Here is a 21,048-nt window from a genome sequence, read left to right as displayed (position 1 = left end):
CATGAGTACTTCTGCAACTGCGCATCACGATGCGCACCATGACGAGCACCACGATACTGGACGTAATACTACGTTAGGTTTCTGGATTTACCTGATGACTGACTGCATTCTGTTCTCGTGCTTCTTTGCGACGTACGCAGTGCTGTTCATGAACACGGCAGGTGGTGTCTCTGGTAAAGATATTTTTGATCTGAATCTGATCGCGGGTGGTACGGCTGCACTATTGTTGAGCTCGATTACATTCGGCTTCGCAATGATCAGCGCATACAAAAAGAGCAAAGGCGGCACGCTACTTTGGTTAGCTGTGACGTTCTTGTTCGGTGCGACCTTCATCGCGATTGAGCTTTACGAGTTCAATCACTTGATCCATGCGGGTCACGGGCCAAGCACAAGTGCGTTCCTAACGGCGTTCTTCTCGCTGGTTGGTTTGCACGGTTTGCACGTAACTGCCGGTCTACTATGGATCACGATTATGTTTATCGATGTTGCTAAGCGTGGTCTTAAAGACCGCACTGTAACTCGCTTAGGTTGCCTAAGCTTGTTCTGGCATTTCCTAGACGTAATCTGGATCTGTGTGTTCTCTTTCGTCTACCTAATGGGAGCTATGTAAAATGAGTCAACATGATCACGATGCGCATTCTCACGGTAGTAGCGTAAGCTCATACGTAGTCGGTTTCGTACTGTCTGTTATCCTGACTGTGATTCCATTCTGGGCAGTGATGACGGGTGCGTTTGACCGTGCCACATTGTTCGCGGTAATCGTTGTAACAGCCGTGGTTCAGATCGTTGTACACTTGAAGTACTTCTTGCACCTAAACTTCACTAAAGAAGGCAAGATCGATACTTTATCGTTCATCTTTACAGCCATCGTTATCGTAATGGTCGTAGCGCTATCCATCTGGATTATCTACGAATCTGTTCTGATGATGATGTACTAGGCGAAGAAGCGTATGTTTAAGCGGATATCATCGTCGCAAAAACCAGAGCAACATAGTGTGTTCGACCGTTACGTAAAAGTGACCAAGCCGGGCATCATTATGGGCAACTTGATCTCTGTGGCGGGGGGGTACTTCCTCGCCGCTCGCGGAGACATCGATTGGCTACTTATGCTGGTGACCATCATTGGATTATCACTGGTCGTAGCCTCTGGTTGCGCAATCAACAACTGCATCGACCGCGACATTGACGCCAAGATGCAACGTACTCGTAACCGCGTAACAGTTACTGGTGAAATGTCGCTGAAAGCGGCATTAGCACACGGACTGGTACTAGGCGTGGTTGGGTTTAGTTTACTGGCGTACTTTACGAACGCTGTGGCTGTGTTTTTCGCAGTTTTCGGTTACTTCGTATACGTCGGTTTATACAGCCTGTACTTCAAACGCAATTCGGTTTACGGCACGCTAATTGGTAGTTTGTCTGGCGCAGTCCCTCCTGTGGTGGGTTACTGTGCTGTGACGGGTCAATTCGATGCGGGTGCGGCGATTTTATTGGTGATGTTTAGTATTTGGCAAATGCCTCATTCTTATGCTATTGCCATTTTCCGCTACAAAGACTACGCAGCGGCGGGTATTCCAGTGCTACCTGTAGCCGAAGGCATTCAAAAAGCGAAACACCATATTGTATTGTGGATCGCTGTGTTTGCCGTCGCGTCAGCATTGCTACCTTTGACAGGTTACGTAGGTGTCGGCTTTATGGCCGTCGCCGCGTCAACCAGCCTCTGGTGGCTTGGTATGGCCCTTAAAGGCTACCGTGCTGACATTGATGTGAACCGTTGGGCACGCCAAGTGTTCTTCTTCTCCATCATTACCGTTACGGCATTGAGTATTACCATGTCGTTAGACTTTCGTGACGTAGCCCCTGACTATCTCGTTATGCTATCGAACTAAGTCTGATTCGTCTGACGAACTTCAAAACGCCCCGCTGGGAAACCAGCGGGGCGTTTTTCGTTTGTGTTAATCTTATAAGATGTGCCATGGATTTTGGATTTGTGCTAACTCGCTCATGCACTCGCGTCTGCCACTAAGTATGGCTTGCTATGCCATGGCATACAGCATGGTCTGATATAAGTTATTCGCGATGGTGATTTTTTGCTAACTGTACCCGCAAGCGATTACCTGCTGTATAAGTATGGATACAAGTTTATGCTTAGAGGCCAGCTGCTACGCTTGCATTAAAACTGGCAGAGTCTTTGCTTTAATTAGGCATCAAAACCTCCAAAGTGGGGCAGTCTGGTGCGCCAGTAAATAAACCTTTCATTGGTCGCTGTGAGCATTGGAATCGCTAGTAGAAGGATGTCACTCATGAAACATTACTTAGAACGAGATTACGCCGGATACGGACGTGCTAGCTTGCCAAAAGTTGAATGGCCAAACCAAGCCCGTATTGCGTTGCAATTTGTGCTGAACTTCGAAGAAGGCGGTGAAAATTGTGTGTTACACGGCGATGAGCATGCAGAAACCTTTTTGTCCGAGATCTTTGGTGCGCAGCCGTTTAAAGATCGTCATATGAGCATGGAGTCGCTCTACGAATACGGCTCTCGCAATGGTGTTTGGCGTATCCTGAATGAGTTTGAAAAACGTGGACTGCCGTTATCTGTGTTTGCTATTGCCACCGCATTGAAACGTAACCCAGAGGTCGCAAAAGCCTTTGTTGAAGGTGGGCATGAGATCGTTTGCCATGGTTTAAAGTGGATCCATTACCAAGAAATGTCCATCGAAGAAGAGCGTCAGCACATGCAAGAGGCGCTGCAAATGATTCAAGAAGTGACGGGTGTGATGCCCATGGGCTGGTACACTGGACGAGACTCACCCAATACACGAACCTTGGTCGCCGAACAGGCTCAACTGCAATACGACTCTGATAATTATGGCGATGATCTGCCGTATTGGGTGAAAGTACCGCATCATGAAGACAAGACCACAACTAAGCCTCATCTGATTATTCCCTACACGCTAGATTGTAATGATATGCGCTTCGCATCGCCTTACGGATTCAGTCATGGCGAAGAGTTTTTTCAGTATTTGAAAGACAGTTTTGACTGCTTGTACGCCGAGGGAGAAAGAACCCCCAAGATGATGTCGATCGGAATGCATTGCCGTACTTTAGGCAAGCCAGCACGCTTTATGGCGTTAAAGAAATTTCTCGATTATGTGCAATCGCATGATGGGGTATGGGTAGCACGGCGAGACGATATTGCCAAACATTGGATCGCACATCATCCGCCAGCTTGAAGAGTTCAGATAGAGAGCATCCCGTGCCCGATTGCTATCTTATTGAGAGTCAAGAATGTAGCAAGTGGGCATCGAAAAGTGGGTGTTTTCATAGCACGCCAGAAGTGCCTGCTCTTCTGCTTCAGTTTGAGTTTCTGCTTGTGTGCTTGCTTGAATACCCGATAAATTGCCAGCAATGGCTTTGTGGCCTGAGGTGGCTTGATATTTATCCCAGTGGGCTGCATCGCGGTAAGCGATCACTTCTTTAGGGTAGTTATCTTGGTTTAAGGGCGCTCTATCGGTTGTGGATTCGTCTTCTAAACGACAACCCGTGTTTTGGTTTTGAGTGTACGCATGGCACAGTCTTAGGGCTTCTCGACGGGCTATTTCAATAGACAGCTTGTCATCAGCAAAACCAGTCGCTCGTGGAATGCCCTGTTTATCCCAATAGACGGCGAACGCTTTGTTGCCCGTTTTATCAAGGTATACTTGGTACTCATCTTCAAGCCATTGGGTTTGTTCTAACGAGCTAGAAAAATGTGGGCGTAAGGTCGCTGTTGATTCTGCATTAATAGAATTATTGACCATAGAACAAGCGCTTAAGGTTATTATAGAAAAGGCAGACAGGCTTGTAGTAAATAAAGACGAGACTTTCATCTATTGCTCCCTGATGATTAATTAACCGTCATTGGTTCTTTTAAGTAATTAATACACTGTGGCAGAATTGTAAGTAAATCAGAAAACTATGTTAAGTTTTTCTAATGCGAAAATACGCATAAAGAATGCTATTTATCGATCAGATGCATCGAATAGTCAGATCAATTGATGTAGAAAACGGCCAAATTGAAACGACTATATGCTTCATTTGGCCGTTTAAAAAACTAGACCTCAACGATCAATTTTCCTTTATTCTCTCCACGGAATAATAAGTTGATACCATCAGGGGCTTGATCTAAACCGTTTAATACATGCGCTCGATAGGTGAGTTCGCCCTTACTTAGCATTGCACCAAGCGCTTGACCGTATTCTGGGATACGGTGCCAATGATCAGGCATAGTAAAACCTTGAATAGTTAAACGGCGTTTAATAATGCCCACCCAGCTAGGTCCTGGCGATGCTTCCGTCTTATTGTACTCTGCGATCATGCCACATACGGCAATGCGGCCGTGCGGGTTCATGGCTTCAAAGATCGGCTGTTGAGCAATGCCACCGGTGTTTTCAAAGAATAGATCGATGCCATCTTTGGCTGCTGCATTGAGTTGGTCTGCAAAATCGGCGTCTTTATAATTTAGAGCATGATCAAAGTTCAACTCGTCTTTTAGCCAAGCGCATTTTTCCTTTGAACCGGCGACACCAATGACTGTTAGGCCTTTGTTTTTTGCCATTTGTCCGACTAGTGAGCCAACAGATCCAGCCGCTGCGGTAATGGCAATGGTTTGACCTGATTCCGGTTTGAGTACTTCAAAAAGCCCGTGGTAGGCGGTGATGCCGGGAAGTGCAATAACACTTAGTACGGCTTCGGCAGGAAGTTCGGCGGGAAGTTTGTTAAGGCCACTACCATCGCTGACCGCGTATTCCGTTAACCCCATAAGGCCCATAACGCGCGTCCCCACTGGGAATTGCTCATTGTTCGACTGCTCAACGAAGCCAATGCCGCTAGCGCGCATGGTATCTCCCAGTTGAACCGGAGGGATGTAACTGTTTTCGTCGGCGCTCATCCAACCGCGCATGGCAGGGTCCAATGAAAGATGAGTTAGTTTCACCAACAGTTCGCCGTCTTTTAATGTTGGAAGTGCTTGGCTAGTGGTCTCGAACAGATCAGGTGTGATGGCTTCTGTGGGGCGTTTAACCAGTTTGATCGCTTGATAAGTCATAGGTTTGGTTCCGAATCTAATAAGTATAAAATCGAGCCTAGACCTATTTGACCAATAGGTTAAGTAGTTGAGGCTAAAATGATGGGCCTTTCCATAGTTGTTTAATAATTGGTCGGCGTTTATTCTTACTTTAGGAAAGTAAAAACAATCATTTTTCGTGAGGGATCACTGTATGACGCGATTTTATCTATTGATGTGCGTCTTAGGCACGGCGTTACCGTTTAGCAGTTTTTTACCTTGGATCACGACGTTTGGCTTTGATTTACCTCTAATATGGCAAGGTATCTCTCATCCGCTCAGTGCTTTTGCATGGCTGGATGTAGTGGTATCAGCGCTGGTGTTATTTGGTTTTATCATCGTGGAAGGCCGTCGTTTACGTATGTCTAAGCTTTGGTTGCCTATTTTGGCAACCTGTATCGTCGGTGTTTCGTTAGGGCTGCCACTGTTTTTGTATTTACGTGAACGACAATTAAATGAAACAATCAACGCTAAGTCTGATCTTAGTTTCCCTTCTATTAATTAATAGGCTCATCATTCGTTCGTGAATATTTTTACTTCCCCTGATGTGATCCAAGAGTTCACACGAGTTTACTTAGCAATCTTCTACACTGTCGTGGCATTGTTTTACACTGTTCGGATTATTACCTTAAAGCGCTCTACTGGTATGGAACGTGTGTATCATGGACCGTTTATGTCACCTAACTGGTGGCATCATAAAGTATTCGGCGTTTTTCGCGTGACTATTTGGATGGCGTGTGTAGTGCGCTGGCTGTCCCCAAGTACTGACAGCTATCTTGGTATTTTTCCTGCCATATCCTCATCATGGAGTCTGATGTTAGGCGATATTCTGCTTACGTTTGGTTTTGCTTGGACGATTTGGACGCATTTTTCATTGGGTAGACAGTGGACCTCTGGGATCAGTCAAATAGGTCCGACCAAGTTGGTCACACAAGGCGTCTATCACTACAGTCGCAACCCCATATATATCGGGGTGCTGGTGTCTCAGTTTGGGTTTGTGTTGGCGCTACCGTCTTGGTTTTCAGTGCTGTGTTTTGCGATTGGAGTCACAACCATTTTACGTCAAACTCGAGAAGAAGAGCGCCATCTAGCTCAGCTTTTCCCTAAAGAATACCCTGTTTATCAAGCGCAAGTGCCTCGTTGGCTGTAAGAGTTAGACGCGCTTGGCTAATATCACCGTCAATATCCCACCTAAAATACACAGTGCAGACAATAGCAGTCGTAAGCTAATAGGCTCAGCGATAAATAATACGCCACCAAAGGCAGCAATCACAGGTACCAGTAGCTGTAAAACACCGGCTTGCGTGGCACTCAAATGAGATAGCACAAGATACCAAACGGTGTAGCCTAATCCTGAAGCAATCGCGCCAGAGAGAATGGCATAGAGCACGCCTTGATAATCAAGTGAAAGCGTCGACCAGCTTGCCAGCATCAAAATAATGACGAATGGTGTGCAGCGTAGAAAGTTGTAAGCGGTGTCGGCTAATGGGTCACTAGAACCTCTTCCAAGTAATGTGTATAACCCCCAAGCAGCGCCTGCGATAGACATCAGCAGCACACCGGATACTGATGGCGTAGAGACTTCAGGCCAGACCAAATAGACAAACCCTAGAAAGGAAACCCCAATCCCCAGCCATTCTAATCTGTGTAAGACGTGTCCTTTCAACAACGACACAGCCACCATGGTGATTTGCACCATACCAAATAAAATCAGTGCGCCAGTTCCTGTTTCAAGCAGCAGATATGCGTAAGAAAACCCCGTTGCATAAAGAAACAACATAATACTGGCAAACCAACTGCCGTTGGCTTGCGTGATAGCAGGGCGTTTTTGTCGAAGCCATAAAATCGACATAAGAATGGTGCTGCCCGACAGTAAGCGAATGCTGGTGAAGCTGCCTGCGTCGATTAGCGGTTCTGCCAGCGCCATACGTGTCAGAACCGAATTAGCCGCAAATGCGATGAGCGAGAGACAAGTAAGGCCTATAAGAGGAAGCTTAGAAAGCGTTTTCATAGATATTTTGGTGCCCGAGGATTGCTCAGTAAGATGATATTAAATAGTGCGGTACTGATCATTATCGACCTGAAGAGAATAAACATGTTCTAGATTCAGGTAACGAATGTATTTAAATTTTTTATAGTTTGTCGTATATATTCTATACAACAAGCTTCGATGGCGCTATTACTCAAGGTTTAATACGCCAGTGCTTTTTAAAGCAGGATAAAAATGCTGTGCATGGTCACTTAATGTTGGTTTTTTGTGTCGTGGCAAGTGAAGTCTGATCAATAGGCAGTGCTGCAGTAGCAAATCACCATTGTGACAATGGCAGTGAGATACTTTAAGGGGATAGAATGTTTGGACAGAAAAGAATCCGTGCTTTGGAGCAGGAACTTGAAAAGACACGTCAACAGAACCAAGCGCTGATAGCGCAAGTTGATGACCTAACCACTCAAATTGCTCAGTCAGTATCTCAAACGCCTATTGAGACACACTCAGCATCGACGATGACAGCTGATTTGACACAGACTCAGGTCCCTGCGATGGTCTCAGGGCTTGACTGGATCGGCAAGGTGCTAGAACAGCTATTTGAACCGATGAGTGCATCTGAAGGGGCAAATGAAGATATTGAGATAAATAAGAACGATATTTCCACACTGACCCAAAATATGTCTACTATCGCAACCCAAAGTTCAGAAAGCTTAGATAATGTGAATGCGTTAAAAGAAATTTCTTCTGAGATTCGTGGTTTTACCGATACCATCCAAAGCATTTCAGAACAAACAAACTTACTGGCGCTGAATGCCGCAATTGAAGCTGCCAGAGCTGGAGAGCAGGGTCGAGGGTTTGCTGTCGTCGCAGACGAAGTACGTACCTTGGCAACCAAAGCAAAAGAATCGAGCGATCAAATTTCCAACTTAGTGTTGCGTATTGACGAACGAACTCAAGCGGTTGCTAAGCAGATTGGTGGGCTAAATACTTCTGCAACGCAAATCAAAGAGTCTTGTCTTTCTCTGGAAAGCTCGTTTAACCGAACCGCTCAAAATAGTGCTCAGCTGACGACAGCAAGTTACTTATCGATGACGTACGCTCATATTGCTGCGACGGTACTCGAGTTGCATATGTGGCGCACACAGATTGTGACAAAGATGATTGACCCTTCTTCAGAACCGCCACAGGATATTATGAAAACCGCGTATGCGCAGTGGTATTACCATGATACGGATAATGATTTTAATTTCCGTGAACAACGAGCATTTACGGCTATTGATGAGTATATGAAACAGCTTCAGGACTTATCGACACAGGCCGGTGAACTAGACCTCTCAGAGGAGTCTAGCATTCTCTCCTTTAATACAAAGATCATTCAAACGATCAAATCCATAGAAACTCATATGGAATCATTGCTGGCTTATTTACATCAAAACTTTTCTTAAGGTACTCCGAAGCAGCTGAGATATTAATTTGATGCTGCTGACTTGGAAGCTGTAATACAGCTTTGAGCGATATTGGTGCCGTATTAAGGAGTTGTGCACCAAAGTCTAGCCTAAAAGAGCTTAATACGGTCGAGGTAGGCCTGTTGCTTAACCTGTTTTTGGTACGCCATTGGGGTCGCTTGAACGCACTTTTTGAACTCTCGCTGAAAGTGAGATTGATCGCTGAAACCTAAATCGCAGGCCATATCGGAGAACTCAATGCGGTCGCAGTGGTTAATGATATAGACGGCTGATTGGCAACGTACAATTTGGCTAAAAGCTTTGGGGCTCATGCCCATATCGGCGCTAAATTGGCGTTGTAATGTACGTGTTGAATAGCCAGTTGCTAGCGTTAGTTCATCAATACGCACATTGCCATTGCGTGCAAAGATAATGTCTACGGCGGTCTGTGTAACAGAAGACAAAGAGCGAACGGATGTTTTCTCGAAAAACTGATTAAACAACGCCACCTGATCGGAAAAATTTGTAGTGTTAACAATGCTATCAACTAGTTGATTTGTATTAGGAACCACATCTACCAAATTAAAGCAGTGGTTAACGATTTCCTCAGCAGAGGCCTGCATACAATCAGGAACAATACCTGACGTAAAACGTACACCAAAATAGTGATGACCCTGTTGAATCCCCGTATCCATAGCAGACATCGGCGTTCCGAATACCTTTGCAGTAGACTGTGAATGTCCGCAATCAAATAGAACTTCCACACAGCCATCAGGAATCGCGACAATTGGTGCGTCTGAATCATTGGCTTCAAAGCTGTAATAATGTGAAATCGCGGGGTTGTCAGAACATGCCACTGAGAAGGTATTGGCTGCACTTAAGACCAACCAAGGCTGTTTTGAACGGATTACTTCAAGACGATTTGCAAGCGAGTGAGCTGACATAGTAGCACCTCATAAAAGTTGTTTTATTGTTATTTGCAAACAAGATGCCAGCTTTTCACTTCATATCTAAACATGATTGCCCTGTCGTAAAAGTTCAATACAGAGTCAGATCGCCTCGCTAGGATCAAATAAACGGTCGTTATTTATGTTTACTTGATGAGGTGATGATATGTCTGAGACAACAAAAACTGATTTTATTTACTTGTCCGAAGAGGACATGATTCATGCTGGCGTGACGGATATGCCAGCGTGTGTGGACGCCATGGAAGAGATGTTTTCACTGTTGTATCACGGTGATTATCGCATGGCGGGGCCTAACAGTGATTCCCACGGTGCGATGATCACCTTCCCTGAAGAATCCCCTTTCACAACAATGCCGAAACCAACCCCCGATCGCCGTTTAATGGCGATGCCGGCCTACCTTGGTGGCGAATTCCAAACCTGCGGCGTGAAATGGTACGGCTCCAATATCGCTAACCGTGATAAAGGTCTGCCGCGTTCAATTCTAATGATGATTCTAAATGACATTGATACAGGCGCTCCGCTGGCATTCATGTCAGCCAATTTGCTGTCAGCGTATCGCACGGGCGCAGTGCCTGGTGTGGGGGCTCGTTATTTAGCACGCAAAGATTCCAAAGTAATTGGCGTACTGGGTCCTGGTGTCATGGGTCGTACTTCTGTTGCTGCTTTCATTGCGGCCTGTCCTGAAATTGACACGGTAAAAGTGCAGGGAAGAGGGCAAAAGAGCTTAGACGATTTTATGACGTGGATGAACGTCAATTATCCGCATATTAAAAATATCGAGGTCGTGGATTCGCTTGAAGCGCTGGTTCGAGGATCTGACATCATCACCTATTGTAACTCTGGTGCCACAGGCGACCCTTCTACCTATCCATTAGTCAAACGTGAATGGGTGAAACCGGGTGCCTTCCTATCCATGCCAGGCTATTGCCAGTTAGACAGTGCCATGGAGCAAGACGATGTACGTAAGGTGCTTGATAACACAGGCCTTTACGAGGCGTGGTTCGAAGAAGTACCAAAGCCGGCTCACAACCACATCCCAATGCCAGGTGTCCGCTTCATGGACATGATTGACGAAGGTTTGATTACCGCTGATCACTTAGAAGATTTAGGCAAAATTGTGGCGGGCAAGAGTGTCGGCCGTCAAAACGATGAAGAAATCATCATCCTTTCGGTTGGCGGTATGCCAGTAGAAGACGTTGCTTGGGCCACGAAAATCTATCGCAATGCGATTGAGAAAGGCATTGGTGTGAAGCTGAACCTTTGGGATACGCCGGCATTACGTTAATACAACGCAGATATGACTCAAGTATCGAAAGGACAAGCGACACCAAACTAGAAGAAATGGCGAGAGACACGCACGTGATTGCAGTGGAGAGCAGGGTCTTTGTTACCAACACAGCAGTCCGTAATCCAGAGATAAAAGAGCTGGCTGAGGGTGTGATGGCTTTTTTTGGGCTTCTCAAGTCAATGTGACCACTATCTCGTTAGCGCAGTAGTAGGCAGGACTAATAGTTATGACAAAGACACTTATTAAAGTTGATACGACAAACGAGCTTCCCACATCCACTTCGGTGGTGATCATTGGTGGCGGTATTGTTGGTATCACTGCGGCGCTAACGCTGGCCGAGCGTAATATTCCGGTGGTATTGCTCGAGAAAGGGCATATTGCCGGTGAGCAATCTTCACGTAACTTAGGCTGGATCCGAAAAACGAGTCGCCATTATGCGGATGTGCCTCTTGCCGCGGCAGCTGACAAGCTTTGGTCTGCGATGCCTCAGCGCATTGGGGCTGATGTAGGCTACCAACAAGCTGGAATCATGTTTCTCGGTAAAACAGATGCACAAATGGCGATGCATGAAAGCTGGTTAAAATCTGTTGAGTCACTGGATTTGGATTCACGGCTTCTGAGCGCCGCTGAGGTATCCAAGCTGGTGCCACATGGCACAGGGCAATGGAAAGGCGGGATTTATACCCCTTCTGACGGTCGTGCTGAGCCAGATGTTGCCACAACAATGACGGCTCAAGCGGCGATACGGCAAGGTGCGAAAATTGTTCAAAACTGTGCGGTGAGAACTTTAACGACGCAAGCCGGAAAAGTTTCAGGAGTGGTGACCGATCAAGGCGAGATTCGTTGTGATCAGGTGCTGCTTTGTGGTGGGGCTTGGTCGCGCCGTTTTCTTGGAAATTTAGGCGTTTCACTGCCGACTCTACCGCTGATTTGTTCGGTGTTGCGCACTAAACCTATGGAAGGGCCGACAGACATTGCTGTGGGTGGTCCAGACTTTTCTTTTCGTAAACATCGTGATGGCGGTTACATCATCACACAACGTGGCAAGCTCGATGCACCTCTCACCCTAGATCATTTGAAAGTAGGCCTAAAATTTGCTGACCAACTCAAAGCGTCACGTGACTTTTTGAAAGTTGGATTCGGTAAGTTCTTCTTTGAAGATTTGTCATTGCCGCGCCATTGGCGAGGCGATCAAAAGACACCTTTTGAGCGTATTCGCGTACGCGACCCTGATGTGAATCATGGCCTCAATCAAGATGCCATGAACAACCTTATCAATGCTTGGCCAGCCTTTGAAAACGCCGAAATAGAAGAGTCGTGGGCGGGCCTAATTGATGTGACGCCGGATTCAACGCCGGTCATCGATCGTATACAGACGATCCCAGGACTAACCATAGCGACGGGCTTTTCGGGCCATGGCTTTGGAACTGGGCCCGCTGCGGGGCAGTTAGCCGCAGATATCGTAACGAGCGAAAAACCAATGATTGACCCTGCACCTTATCGCTTTGACCGTTTTTAGGCCAAACGTGGATTGTATAAGTGCGGGTTAGTTGTGTTATTCATAAGAGGAACAAAATGATGAGCGATATCTCAACAACAGAAAAAATGACGATGGCGGGAAACACCGCTACGAAAAAGAAATTAGGTTTAATAACGATGATGGCCATCTGTATTGGTATGGTTATCGTACAGGGCGCCATGATTTCAGCTACCCAAGGTATTGGCTTGGGCGGCATGGCGTTTATTTTTGCTATGCTAGCGGCGCTGGTGATCGCTCAGTTTAATGCCATGAGCTTTGCCGAACTATCGTTAATGTTTCCTGAGCAGGGAACGCTAGCAACGTATACACAAAAAGCGATTGGGCATTTCCCTGCGATCGTATCTGTGTTTTCGGGCTATGTTGTCGTCGCCATGCTGGCGTTGCCGGTGGAGTTTTTCTTGGTCGATGCCATGATTGGACAATTGCTACCAGGCATGTTCCCAGAAAAACTGATTCCCTTGCTGATTATTGTGGCTCTGGCCATCACGAATATTGTTGGCGCGGACGTGTTTGCGAAGGTGCAAAACTTATTGGCGTTTGTCATGGTCAGCGCGATCGTACTCACGGGTTTAGTGGCTATTTTTGGTATTAGCCAGCCACACCCAGAGTTGACGGGCACGCCGGTTGACTGGAGCTTTGGTGGAGTGATGGACGGCAGTTTTGTTGGTCTGATTGCGCTTGCTATGTGGCTTTTTGTTGGGGCTGAGTATATTTGTCCGATGATCAAGGAAGTGAAAAACCCAACTAAAAACATTCCTCGCGCTATGCACTGGTCATTGTTCGCAATTTTTTTGATTTTCGCTGCGTTTGCAGTGGGCGCTTCCATGTATTTGGATGTCGAGTCCTTACTTGGTTCGCCGATCCCTTATTTAGATTATGCCAACGCTGTATTTGGTCCGTCTGGTTTAGCCATCGCGACCATCATGGCATTGACGGCAACGTGTAGTTCGGTGAACACCATTTTTGCGGCGTTGCCTCGTATGTTACAAGGTATGGCAGAAAACAAGCAGGCGTTTCCGATTCTGAAAACGGCTAACCGCTTTGACACACCGTGGGTGGGTATCGTGATGATGGCGGTATTGTCGGCCATTCCATTCTTATTGTTGGGTATTGATTCTTTGATCATGCTGGTTATCGCCGCAACAACCAGTTATCTATTGGCCTACATTGTGGCTCATATTAACGTCATTGTGTTGCGCAAACGTCTACCGAGTCATCCTCGTCCTTATCGCACGATGTTTTTTCCATTGCCGCAAATATTAGGGATCGTCGCAATGATTTATGTGGCACTGAACAATTCGCCTGCACCTGAAATGACTCAGCAGGTATATACCATTGCAGGGGGGATGTTACTGGTCATCAGTTTGATTGCTGCAATTTGGGTCAAATTCTATATGAAGAAAGGCTTGTTTGAGGCTGATCTAAGTTAGTCTCTCGCTTTTATTTGGGTATTAACTGGGTTGTAGTGCTTTAATAGGCGCCAACCCAGTTTGTTGTTGTAATCGGCAACTATAATTTGACTACGGAACAAAGCGGGCAGCTCAAGTAAGCTCACTAAAATCAGCAGCGCTACGCCAAGTAGGGGAATGATGAATAATAGAATGCACCCGATCAGCATAAGCATCAGGTCTACTATGCCTGCTAGCCATTCTTTTAGGTAAAAGTTATGCAGCCCAGAGACAAAAAACCAATTGAGAGTGGCATAGGTATCCGGGTCTTTTAGTTGAGGTGTGTATTGCTTGTAAAAGAGACTGCGTTGTTCGTCAGATAAATTGCGTAGCGCTAACCGAAGCGCTTCATCTTGCTCTGTCACTTTTTCCGAGCGTAAATGCCAAGCTTCAAACATTTAGTCCCCTTAGTCGACAGGGTCGTCGATTTTATCTACACGGTCGCGCTCATTGCACCGTTTTAGGCGCTTAAACGCCATGCAGCAACCTTTTATCGAGCCGTGTTTTAAAATGGCTTGGCGAGCGTATTCTGAACATGTCGGATTAAAGTTGCATGACACGCCGAATTGCGGTGTACCACCACCTTTTTGCTGATATCGATCGATACGTTGAAGTATAAAACGCTGCAACCAAGCCATAATAAAGGGGTTAACGGCCTAAAGTGAGAATAACCGTTTCACGCGTCCAAAACAGCCAAAAGCGCTTTTGTTCAATCACTTGGAAGACCATTTGCCAGCCTTCAGAGGCCGCTTCATTCAGTCTCGACTCAAGACGTTTGATCGGTAAACCTGATGAACCTAAAAGCAGTGTGCCACATCCGCCTTCGGTTACGATTTCGACTTTGTATTCCTTGTACATTGCTAAGTTCTCCAATTTAAGATGCTGGGATAATAGTTGGCAGTTTGTTAGCAATACATGGAATTTGCAACTAAAAATAGGCTAGCGTGGGCTAGCCATAGAGGGTTAAGCGTCAGTCGCTTTGCTTTTTGAAGAACGTACATGCAATTGTAGTCCGAGCAAAAAGTAACGCAAAATCTGGTCTTTACACTCACGGTAGTGGCGGTTGTCCGGTTTACGGAAAAATGCACTGAGCTCATGTTTACTTAGGTTAAACTCTGCCAAGCGCATCATTTCCAACATGTCTTCTGCTTTAAAGTTCATCGCGATACGAAGCTTTTGCAGTACGATGTTGTTGTTTAAACGTGTCTCAGGCTCAGGCTGTTCACCGTCACGTGGACCACGCTTTAAGACGATTAAACCGTTTAAGAAAGATGCCAGCTCGACATCTTCAATTGGCTCAAAGCCGTCTACATCATCTTTTTTTAACCAAGCCGCTACTTGCTCTTCTGTTACTGTTACTTGCGCTAACGCGAAGATTTCCACCATAGTGCTGTCTTTAAAATCGAAGGTGTAGCGTACGCGACGCAAAATATCATTGTTGGTCAAAATAGATTCCAGTAGTCGATAAGCCCAGCTCAATCCACATGATTGCTGGTAAGCACGCATGGTAACAGACAAGCACTACTGCCAGCACCGAATTTTGACGCGATTGGCCGGTAAAAAGGGCTTTTCAGTGTATGTATTACGTCTCTTGGGTTAGTTTATGCGTCATAGCGGCGGCGGAGATCGCGTCGCAGCCACTGACATTTTGCCCTGCCCAAAGCGGAGAAAAATCTCCCGAGCCTTGTTTTTCTGCGGCCGCTCGAAGCGGCGCGATGGCTGCGGAAGCCAATGGGAAAACCGGTGTTTTCTGGCTCATTGGCCCCAACTCTGTCATGGCACGATTGACAATACCTCGTGCGGCGCCGCCACTGAATAAATTGGTCAAAGCGGTGACGTGAGCCGCATTACTTTGCAGTGCTTCACGGTGAATAGGCGTGGTTTTCGCTTCGTCACATAACAAATACGCAGTACCTACTTGCACGCCCGCGGCTCCTAAGCTCATTGCCGCTTGAACCCCTTTGGCATCGGCAATGCCACCCGCGGCAATCACCGGAATGGATACCGCATCAACGATTTGCGGCAGTAAAGCAAAAGTACCGACTTGCGTGGTGATATCTTTATCTAAAAAGAAACCACGATGGCCTCCGGCTTCTAAACCTTGGGCGATGATGGCGTCGACACCATGTTTTTCGAGCCACAGGGCTTCTTCAACCGTGGTCGCAGAGGATAAAACTTTGCCACCCCACGCACGAATCTGTGCAATGAGCGAGGGTGAAGGCAACCCAAAATGAAAACTCACTATTGGCGGCTTAAAGTGTTCTAGCACCTTGGCAAAGTGTTCATTAAATGGTGTACGGCCAGCCCCTGATTTTATTGTCGCAAGGTCGAGACCAAACTCCTCAAAGTAAGGCAGCAGAGCGGCACGCCAACCGCCTTCAATGGCACTATCAGGCTCTGAGGGACGATGGCAAAAAAAGTTAACGTTATAAGGTTTATCCGTTTTACGGGTCAGTGCCGTTAATTCACGTTCGAGCGCTTCGACATCTAACATAGCGCAAGGTAAAGACCCAAGACCGCCAGCATTAGAAACCGCCGCCGCTAGTTCATGATCTTGCACGCCCGCCATGGGCGCTTGGATAATGGGCAACTCAATGCCGAACACTTCTTGAATTGTCATAATGCCGCCTTATTCAGTCCATTGTTATAAAAACAGGCTACCACTGAATCATGACGGAATGAAATTAAGATTTTTGCCATTCTGCTTGAGGTTCTACAGGCGTGACAAACTCGTTCCAAGAATAGTCCTGTAGAGATATTGGCACAGGCTTTGCGAACGCCTTTATAGCAATACCGAATCTGCTTACAAAACGGCATTTTTGCAGATTTTATCCACGGGACAGAGGAAATAAGCGGTTTGAAATTGCCATGTCTGCTCTCTCGCCCGTTATGTTTGATTATCAAAAGGAGTTTGTATGAGTATAACGTCAATAAAACTAAACCCCGATCTAGTGGGACGAGTGAGCCAAAATACCGCGACGGTGCGAGAGTTTAATGAGCTTCGCTCAGAGGGTTTGATTGGGGAACAATCTGGGGCGCTGCAAGAAACCAATCCTCGTAACAGCTACGACGACCCCATCGTGCAGCAGGAAAAGCTTAGATTCTGGAGTGAGCGTACCAATACTCAGTGGTGGGCGATGATGGAGGATGGTGAACACGGCCAGCAAGCGGCCAATTACTTGGCACAAATGACGGCAGAGAAGCGTCAGCTAGCCGCTGATTATCTTGCTAATTTCAACGATCTAGCGGATGCCTTGCAAGCACATTTGGGTGATCAAGCGGGTGGCGAAGGTGATTTGGACCAATTATTAGATAATGTTGCAGCTGGACGCGCGCCGACATTGAACGCCGATGGCTCCAGTGTGGAACATGCCGAACAGATCCAACCATTCTGGCAAGCGCAACAAGCCAACATCTCTGAAGTTGAGCAGCAATATGAAGGTTTAAAATCCTTCCCGCAGCATCTGTCTGAGTGGCTTAATGATAAACACATTGAGCGTTCAGCAGAAGTCGATGCGATGGTCGAGAAGCATCGCTACAGTGGCTTGAATGGTTTAAGGGAACACAGTGAAGCCTTAAAAGAAAGCTATCGTTTTAATATCCGCGACGGTGAAGAGGCGCAAAAAATAGTGCCGAGTGAACTTGGTGGTCTTCGTTCTAAAGACAACTTTTCCCTTTTCGATGCCTTGCTATTCTCTTTTCCCGTGCATGAAGACTATACCAAGCGATCCATCCAAATGGCGCTGATACTGGGCGATGCGGGCGCTATGAAAAACGCTCTCGCCACCGGTATGATGCAACAAGAGCAGCAAAGCCAACTTGCCAAATACAGTAATATCTACGGGACATTATCGGCCAATATCCAAGGGCAAATGCAAAGTATCGAACCTAGCATGTCGCTCCAGGAAATTTTGGATAACCTTGCATCGGGTAAAGACCCAGCGATGCTGCCTGGTGACAACTTACACCCAGATGCCGACAAGATTCGTGATGTAACGGCCAAATTTGCTGGTCTGATCAATGCAGTGCAAACCCAGCAACAGCAATTTGAAAGCACACCGAAAACAGTGAAAGAGTGGTTGGCAGAGGGTAAAAACAGTCAAATGCTCGACCAAATGGTTTATAACAAATTTGGCCTAGAGCCATGGGAAGTCGGCACTAATAGCCGCTTACTACGTGACTCCAATAGCCACCCAGGTCTAGCGTTTTTCCAGCAACAAGGTGAAGACTACCGACAGAAAGTTATGGATGAAGCGGTCGAACGTCGTGACCGTCTTGAGTCGCAACTCTTTCGAATCACTGGTGGTGGCGGCACACTTGATTTAGACACTGTGCTGCATAACTTCCGCTTCAATCTTCCTCTTGGCTTAATGGAAATCGATGAGATTCATGATGCTAGTTACTCTCTAAAAGCCTTTATTGAAGACAACATGGATGACATTGCCAATCATATCGACTGGTCTTGGGTGCTTGGTGAACAAGAAAATCTCACCATGATCGACTACAGCCAATGGATGGGCTATGACCGTGCGGAAAAAATCGCCGAGCCAGTAGTAGATTGGTTATTGGAAAGCTTGAGATCTAAGAAGTTTTAACGCGTATTGAGAATGACAAAGAGTGACAGTCGCCTAATTTCATCGGGTGGCTGTCCATTTTAAGACGATTATTGTCAGTTATACCTCAGACGGACATTGGCAGGCTTTTTACTATCTTCGCTCTCATTCGTTATTTAGGAGCGTTTCGGTCATGTTAGACAATCCGGCAAGAAAATACCCTGCTGCCCACATCATTGATTACCCCCAGCGTACTTGGCCAGCCAAACGATTACAGGCTCCGCCTAGATGGTGTTCAACAGATTTGCGAGATGGCAATCAAGCGCTCGTAAATCCAATGGATGCGCAACGCAAACTGACATTTTTTAAGCATCTAATTGCCTGCGGATTTAAAGAAATTGAAGTGGCCTTTCCTGCCGCTTCTGAGGTTGATTTCGCTTTTGTGCGTTTATTAATAGAAGAAAATCATATACCGGAGGACGTTACCATTCAGGTGATGACTCCAGCTCGTCCAGACTTGATTGAACGCACGATCGTCTCCTTGAACGGTGCCTCGAAAGCGATAGTGCACGTCTACAATGCAACAGCCCAGATCTTTCGTGAGATGGTGTTTCAAAAAGACAAGGTGGAGCTGATCGCATTGGCCACTGCTGCGGCGAAGCAAGTTCGTCAATTGTGTGAGCAATTCCCGCAGACGGATTGGACACTGCAATATTCGCCGGAAACCTTTTGCTTTACGGAAGCGGACTTCGCGTTGGAAATTTGTGAAGCGGTCGCGCAGATATGGGAGCCAGAACCTAAGCGTCCTTTGATCCTCAATTTACCAACGACAGTTGAGGTAAATACCCCCAATGTATTTGCGGATCAAGTAGAGCATTTTATGCGCTCTTTTTCAGACTTGAAGAACATCACTATTAGTGTACACCCGCATAATGATCGGGGAACGGGGGTTGCCACAGCTGAAATGGCAATGTTGGCAGGTGCGCAGCGAGTAGAGGGGTGTTTATTTGGCAATGGCGAACGCACAGGCAACGTGGATCTTGTCACCCTTGCGATGAATCTTTATACGCAGGGCGTCCATCCTCAATTGCAGTTTGCCAATATTCGGCAAACCGTTGAAATTGTCGAACAGTGTAATCAGCTGCCGGTGCATCCGCGTCACCCTTATGGTGGCAGTTTGGTGTTTACGGCGTTTTCTGGCTCTCACCAAGACGCCATTAAAAAGGGCTTTGCTCATCGAGCTAGGCTGGGCAGTGAAGCGTGGCATATTCCTTATTTACCGCTTGATCCTCAAGACGTCGGTTGCAGTTACGAAGAGGTGATCCGAGTAAACAGTCAGTCAGGGAAAAGCGGAGCGGCTTGGCTACTACAGGAGAACCATGGGCTAAGATTACCGCGAGCATTGCAGGTTGATTTTAGCCAACATGTGCAGCGCCAGACGGAGCAAACAGGCAAGGAAATCTCGCAAGCACAGGTGTGGCAGCTGTTTCGTTCGCTCTATGGGGTACTAGAAAACCGTCCACTGAGTTTGCTGCACTACACAAGCGAACCACGCGGAGCAGAGCAACACGTCACGGCGACACTGCGCTATGGCGAGGAGACATTGTCGCTTCAAGGGCAGGGATGTGGGTTATTATCTGCCTTATCTGATGGTGTGCAAAAAGCGTTCGATTGCGTATTAAACATCATGGATTACCAAGAACATACACTGGGCCGCAATCGAGTAGTAACGCGATTTCTTATATTCAAATTGCCTCCCCTAGCTGTGCCGTCACGCACTTTGGTGTGGCCATTGAAGCCGATGCGAGCAAGGCTGCTTTGCAAGCCTTGTTGAATGCCGTAGCGAATTTAATACGAGAGTGAGGGAAAATAATCCCGAGGTGAGACCCCCAGTCGGCTTTTAAACATCGCACTAAACGCACTGGGGCTTTCATAACCAATAGCCAACGCCGTATCCAAGACGCTATGGCCCATCCCTAAGCTTTCCAGCGCGTATTGCAGTCTTTTTTGTCGCAGCCATTCGCTAAATGTCATCCCTAGCTCTTGCTGAAAGCGGCGTAATACGGTTCTCTCGCTGACGCTTAACCATCCCGCAATGTCGGCGGTTGTCCAAGGGTGTGCAATACGTTGGCTAATGTCGTGGCAGAGCTGCTTTAGGTCCGCTGAGGTAGGCGTGGGTGCATAAAAAGAGAGCCCTTTTAAGCGTCTGAGCTCATCGAGAATTAATTCGATAATGCGTTCATCACGACTGCCTATCGGACGTTCCAAAGGCACGTTAATCGCTTCGACGATCAGTGCTTTCAGCAATAAACTGATATCGACGACGGTACAGCGGTTTGGTAAATCTGCCCGTGCCAACGGATCGACAAATAAAGTGCGGACTTTTACCGCGCCGCTGATATGTAAACTATGGGGAACACCAGCAGGAATCCACATGCCTTTAGAGGGCGGGATCACCCAACTGCCTTGCGCTGTTTCGATACGTATCACGCCGCTTAACGAATGGAGTAGCTGCGCGCAACGATGGCTATGTTCTGCTTCAACGGTGCCATGTGGATAATCTTTTGCGTAAGCAACAAGATTGTGCGAAAGCATTTGATCGGTAAATTTCATAGATGAATTGCGAATATCCATTGTTTGGTAGAGCAGCATTAAATATAACGGTCTTACCATGATACGCCCAGCCATGAAGCTACTTGGCTAGGCGGTCCTTGTTGT

The 21,048-nt window shown here is 46.8% G+C and carries 22 protein-coding genes; 12 read left to right on the top strand and 10 right to left on the bottom strand.

Features of this window, described 5'->3' with window-relative positions; genetic code table 11:
- Position 1: 1 nt before the first annotated feature.
- The 4 genes from cyoC (at position 2) to puuE (ending at position 3,230) form a co-directional block, all read left to right on the top strand.
- Complete coding sequence (gene cyoC, locus ACPUEK_RS02125) at positions 2-610, top strand: cytochrome o ubiquinol oxidase subunit III (RefSeq protein WP_067220473.1); 609 nt, start codon at positions 2-4, stop codon at positions 608-610.
- 1 nt (position 611) lies between these two features.
- Positions 612-938 (top strand): cytochrome o ubiquinol oxidase subunit IV, encoded by a 327-nt coding sequence (gene cyoD / locus ACPUEK_RS02120; RefSeq protein ID WP_067220477.1) that lies wholly within the window; start codon positions 612-614, stop codon positions 936-938.
- A gap of 12 nt (positions 939-950) precedes the next feature.
- Positions 951-1,886 carry a heme o synthase gene (gene cyoE, locus ACPUEK_RS02115; protein WP_067220480.1) on the top strand — a complete coding sequence of 312 codons (936 nt, stop codon included), beginning with the start codon at positions 951-953 and terminating at the stop codon, positions 1,884-1,886.
- 414 nt (positions 1,887-2,300) lie between these two features.
- Entirely contained in the window at positions 2,301-3,230 is a 930-nt protein-coding gene (gene puuE, locus ACPUEK_RS02110) for an allantoinase PuuE (RefSeq protein WP_425642171.1), read from the top strand.
- 39 nt (positions 3,231-3,269) lie between these two features.
- On the opposite strand, the gene ACPUEK_RS02105 is transcribed toward puuE, so the two are convergent.
- Together ACPUEK_RS02105 and ACPUEK_RS02100 are read right to left on the bottom strand one after the other, a co-directional pair.
- A complete protein-coding gene (locus tag ACPUEK_RS02105; RefSeq protein WP_425642170.1) occupies positions 3,270-3,797 on the bottom strand; it encodes a hypothetical protein in 528 nt (175 codons plus the stop codon).
- 293 nt (positions 3,798-4,090) lie between these two features.
- Positions 4,091-5,083: an NADP-dependent oxidoreductase gene (locus ACPUEK_RS02100; protein ID WP_425642169.1), complete on the bottom strand. Its 993-nt coding sequence runs from the start codon at positions 5,081-5,083 to the stop codon at positions 4,091-4,093.
- A 172-nt stretch (positions 5,084-5,255) separates the two neighbouring features.
- Between ACPUEK_RS02100 and ACPUEK_RS02095 the strand changes: the two genes are divergently transcribed.
- Both ACPUEK_RS02095 and ACPUEK_RS02090 read left to right on the top strand, forming a co-directional pair.
- Positions 5,256-5,606, top strand: a complete 351-nt coding sequence (locus ACPUEK_RS02095) for a DUF2834 domain-containing protein (protein ID WP_425642168.1) — start codon at positions 5,256-5,258, stop codon at positions 5,604-5,606.
- 18 nt (positions 5,607-5,624) lie between these two features.
- Positions 5,625-6,251, top strand: a complete 627-nt coding sequence (locus ACPUEK_RS02090; RefSeq protein WP_425642167.1) for a methyltransferase family protein — start codon at positions 5,625-5,627, stop codon at positions 6,249-6,251.
- Between the two features lie 3 nt (positions 6,252-6,254).
- Here the strand turns inward: ACPUEK_RS02090 and ACPUEK_RS02085 are convergent, their stop codons facing one another.
- On the bottom strand, positions 6,255-7,112 hold the full coding sequence (locus tag ACPUEK_RS02085) for a DMT family transporter (protein WP_425642166.1): 858 nt from the start codon (positions 7,110-7,112) through the stop codon (positions 6,255-6,257).
- Positions 7,113-7,450: 338 nt separating this feature from the next.
- On the opposite strand from ACPUEK_RS02085, the gene ACPUEK_RS02080 reads away from it, so the two are divergent.
- Positions 7,451-8,533, top strand: a complete 1,083-nt coding sequence (locus ACPUEK_RS02080; RefSeq protein WP_425642165.1) for a methyl-accepting chemotaxis protein — start codon at positions 7,451-7,453, stop codon at positions 8,531-8,533.
- A 110-nt stretch (positions 8,534-8,643) separates the two neighbouring features.
- Here the strand turns inward: ACPUEK_RS02080 and ACPUEK_RS02075 are convergent, their stop codons facing one another.
- On the bottom strand, positions 8,644-9,477 hold the full coding sequence (locus ACPUEK_RS02075; protein ID WP_425642164.1) for a helix-turn-helix domain-containing protein: 834 nt from the start codon (positions 9,475-9,477) through the stop codon (positions 8,644-8,646).
- A gap of 169 nt (positions 9,478-9,646) precedes the next feature.
- Between ACPUEK_RS02075 and ACPUEK_RS02070 the strand changes: the two genes are divergently transcribed.
- The 3 genes from ACPUEK_RS02070 (at position 9,647) to ACPUEK_RS02060 (ending at position 13,759) form a co-directional block, all read left to right on the top strand.
- Positions 9,647-10,786 (top strand): tyramine oxidase subunit B, encoded by a 1,140-nt coding sequence (locus ACPUEK_RS02070; protein ID WP_425642163.1) that lies wholly within the window; start codon positions 9,647-9,649, stop codon positions 10,784-10,786.
- A gap of 229 nt (positions 10,787-11,015) precedes the next feature.
- Positions 11,016-12,308 (top strand): NAD(P)/FAD-dependent oxidoreductase, encoded by a 1,293-nt coding sequence (locus tag ACPUEK_RS02065; RefSeq protein WP_425642162.1) that lies wholly within the window; start codon positions 11,016-11,018, stop codon positions 12,306-12,308.
- A gap of 56 nt (positions 12,309-12,364) precedes the next feature.
- A complete protein-coding gene (locus ACPUEK_RS02060) occupies positions 12,365-13,759 on the top strand; it encodes an APC family permease (protein ID WP_425642161.1) in 1,395 nt (464 codons plus the stop codon).
- Here ACPUEK_RS02060 and ACPUEK_RS02055 read toward each other — a convergent pair.
- From ACPUEK_RS02055 to ACPUEK_RS02035, 5 genes are all read right to left on the bottom strand, one after another.
- A complete protein-coding gene (locus ACPUEK_RS02055; RefSeq protein WP_425642160.1) occupies positions 13,756-14,175 on the bottom strand; it encodes a hypothetical protein in 420 nt (139 codons plus the stop codon). The two genes, ACPUEK_RS02060 and ACPUEK_RS02055, sit on opposite strands and share 4 nt — an antisense overlap.
- A gap of 9 nt (positions 14,176-14,184) precedes the next feature.
- Positions 14,185-14,415, bottom strand: a complete 231-nt coding sequence (yidD, locus tag ACPUEK_RS02050) for a membrane protein insertion efficiency factor YidD (RefSeq protein ID WP_067034955.1) — start codon at positions 14,413-14,415, stop codon at positions 14,185-14,187.
- Between the two features lie 10 nt (positions 14,416-14,425).
- A complete protein-coding gene (locus ACPUEK_RS02045) occupies positions 14,426-14,635 on the bottom strand; it encodes a DUF4177 domain-containing protein (protein ID WP_067034953.1) in 210 nt (69 codons plus the stop codon).
- 105 nt (positions 14,636-14,740) lie between these two features.
- Entirely contained in the window at positions 14,741-15,223 is a 483-nt protein-coding gene (locus ACPUEK_RS02040) for a DUF1456 family protein (RefSeq protein WP_067220623.1), read from the bottom strand.
- A gap of 136 nt (positions 15,224-15,359) precedes the next feature.
- Entirely contained in the window at positions 15,360-16,397 is a 1,038-nt protein-coding gene (locus ACPUEK_RS02035; protein ID WP_425642159.1) for an NAD(P)H-dependent flavin oxidoreductase, read from the bottom strand.
- Between the two features lie 295 nt (positions 16,398-16,692).
- Between ACPUEK_RS02035 and ACPUEK_RS02030 the strand changes: the two genes are divergently transcribed.
- Positions 16,693-18,372, top strand: coding sequence for a hypothetical protein (locus ACPUEK_RS02030; RefSeq protein WP_425642158.1), 1,680 nt, complete (start codon positions 16,693-16,695; stop codon positions 18,370-18,372).
- A 151-nt stretch (positions 18,373-18,523) separates the two neighbouring features.
- Positions 18,524-20,164, top strand: a complete 1,641-nt coding sequence (locus ACPUEK_RS02025; protein WP_425642157.1) for a 2-isopropylmalate synthase — start codon at positions 18,524-18,526, stop codon at positions 20,162-20,164.
- Between the two features lie 14 nt (positions 20,165-20,178).
- Here ACPUEK_RS02025 and ACPUEK_RS02020 read toward each other — a convergent pair whose 3' ends face one another.
- Positions 20,179-21,018 carry an AraC family transcriptional regulator gene (locus ACPUEK_RS02020; protein WP_425642155.1) on the bottom strand — a complete coding sequence of 280 codons (840 nt, stop codon included), beginning with the start codon at positions 21,016-21,018 and terminating at the stop codon, positions 20,179-20,181.
- Positions 21,019-21,048: the final 30 nt, after the last annotated feature.

The sequence above is a fragment of the Marinomonas gallaica genome, from assembly GCF_049821165.1.
In the GTDB taxonomy this organism is placed as follows: domain Bacteria; phylum Pseudomonadota; class Gammaproteobacteria; order Pseudomonadales; family Marinomonadaceae; genus Marinomonas; species Marinomonas gallaica.
The sequence above is the reverse complement of the archived record's forward strand: the minus strand, read 5'-3'. Positions and strand labels throughout refer to the sequence as shown.

Coding starts and splice junctions, on each gene's coding strand:
- cyoC (WP_067220473.1), top strand. CDS start 2: ATGAGTACTTCTGCAACTGCGCATCACGATGCGCACCATGACGAGCAC.
- cyoD (WP_067220477.1), top strand. CDS start 612: ATGAGTCAACATGATCACGATGCGCATTCTCACGGTAGTAGCGTAAGC.
- cyoE (WP_067220480.1), top strand. CDS start 951: ATGTTTAAGCGGATATCATCGTCGCAAAAACCAGAGCAACATAGTGTG.
- puuE (WP_425642171.1), top strand. CDS start 2,301: ATGAAACATTACTTAGAACGAGATTACGCCGGATACGGACGTGCTAGC.
- ACPUEK_RS02105 (WP_425642170.1), bottom strand. CDS start 3,797: ATGGTCAATAATTCTATTAATGCAGAATCAACAGCGACCTTACGCCCA.
- ACPUEK_RS02100 (WP_425642169.1), bottom strand. CDS start 5,083: ATGACTTATCAAGCGATCAAACTGGTTAAACGCCCCACAGAAGCCATC.
- ACPUEK_RS02095 (WP_425642168.1), top strand. CDS start 5,256: ATGACGCGATTTTATCTATTGATGTGCGTCTTAGGCACGGCGTTACCG.
- ACPUEK_RS02085 (WP_425642166.1), bottom strand. CDS start 7,112: ATGAAAACGCTTTCTAAGCTTCCTCTTATAGGCCTTACTTGTCTCTCG.
- ACPUEK_RS02080 (WP_425642165.1), top strand. CDS start 7,451: ATGTTTGGACAGAAAAGAATCCGTGCTTTGGAGCAGGAACTTGAAAAG.
- ACPUEK_RS02075 (WP_425642164.1), bottom strand. CDS start 9,477: ATGTCAGCTCACTCGCTTGCAAATCGTCTTGAAGTAATCCGTTCAAAA.
- ACPUEK_RS02070 (WP_425642163.1), top strand. CDS start 9,647: ATGTCTGAGACAACAAAAACTGATTTTATTTACTTGTCCGAAGAGGAC.
- ACPUEK_RS02065 (WP_425642162.1), top strand. CDS start 11,016: ATGACAAAGACACTTATTAAAGTTGATACGACAAACGAGCTTCCCACA.
- ACPUEK_RS02060 (WP_425642161.1), top strand. CDS start 12,365: ATGATGAGCGATATCTCAACAACAGAAAAAATGACGATGGCGGGAAAC.
- ACPUEK_RS02055 (WP_425642160.1), bottom strand. CDS start 14,175: ATGTTTGAAGCTTGGCATTTACGCTCGGAAAAAGTGACAGAGCAAGAT.
- yidD (WP_067034955.1), bottom strand. CDS start 14,415: ATGGCTTGGTTGCAGCGTTTTATACTTCAACGTATCGATCGATATCAG.
- ACPUEK_RS02045 (WP_067034953.1), bottom strand. CDS start 14,635: ATGTACAAGGAATACAAAGTCGAAATCGTAACCGAAGGCGGATGTGGC.
- ACPUEK_RS02035 (WP_425642159.1), bottom strand. CDS start 16,397: ATGACAATTCAAGAAGTGTTCGGCATTGAGTTGCCCATTATCCAAGCG.
- ACPUEK_RS02030 (WP_425642158.1), top strand. CDS start 16,693: ATGAGTATAACGTCAATAAAACTAAACCCCGATCTAGTGGGACGAGTG.
- ACPUEK_RS02025 (WP_425642157.1), top strand. CDS start 18,524: ATGTTAGACAATCCGGCAAGAAAATACCCTGCTGCCCACATCATTGAT.
- ACPUEK_RS02020 (WP_425642155.1), bottom strand. CDS start 21,018: ATGGCTGGGCGTATCATGGTAAGACCGTTATATTTAATGCTGCTCTAC.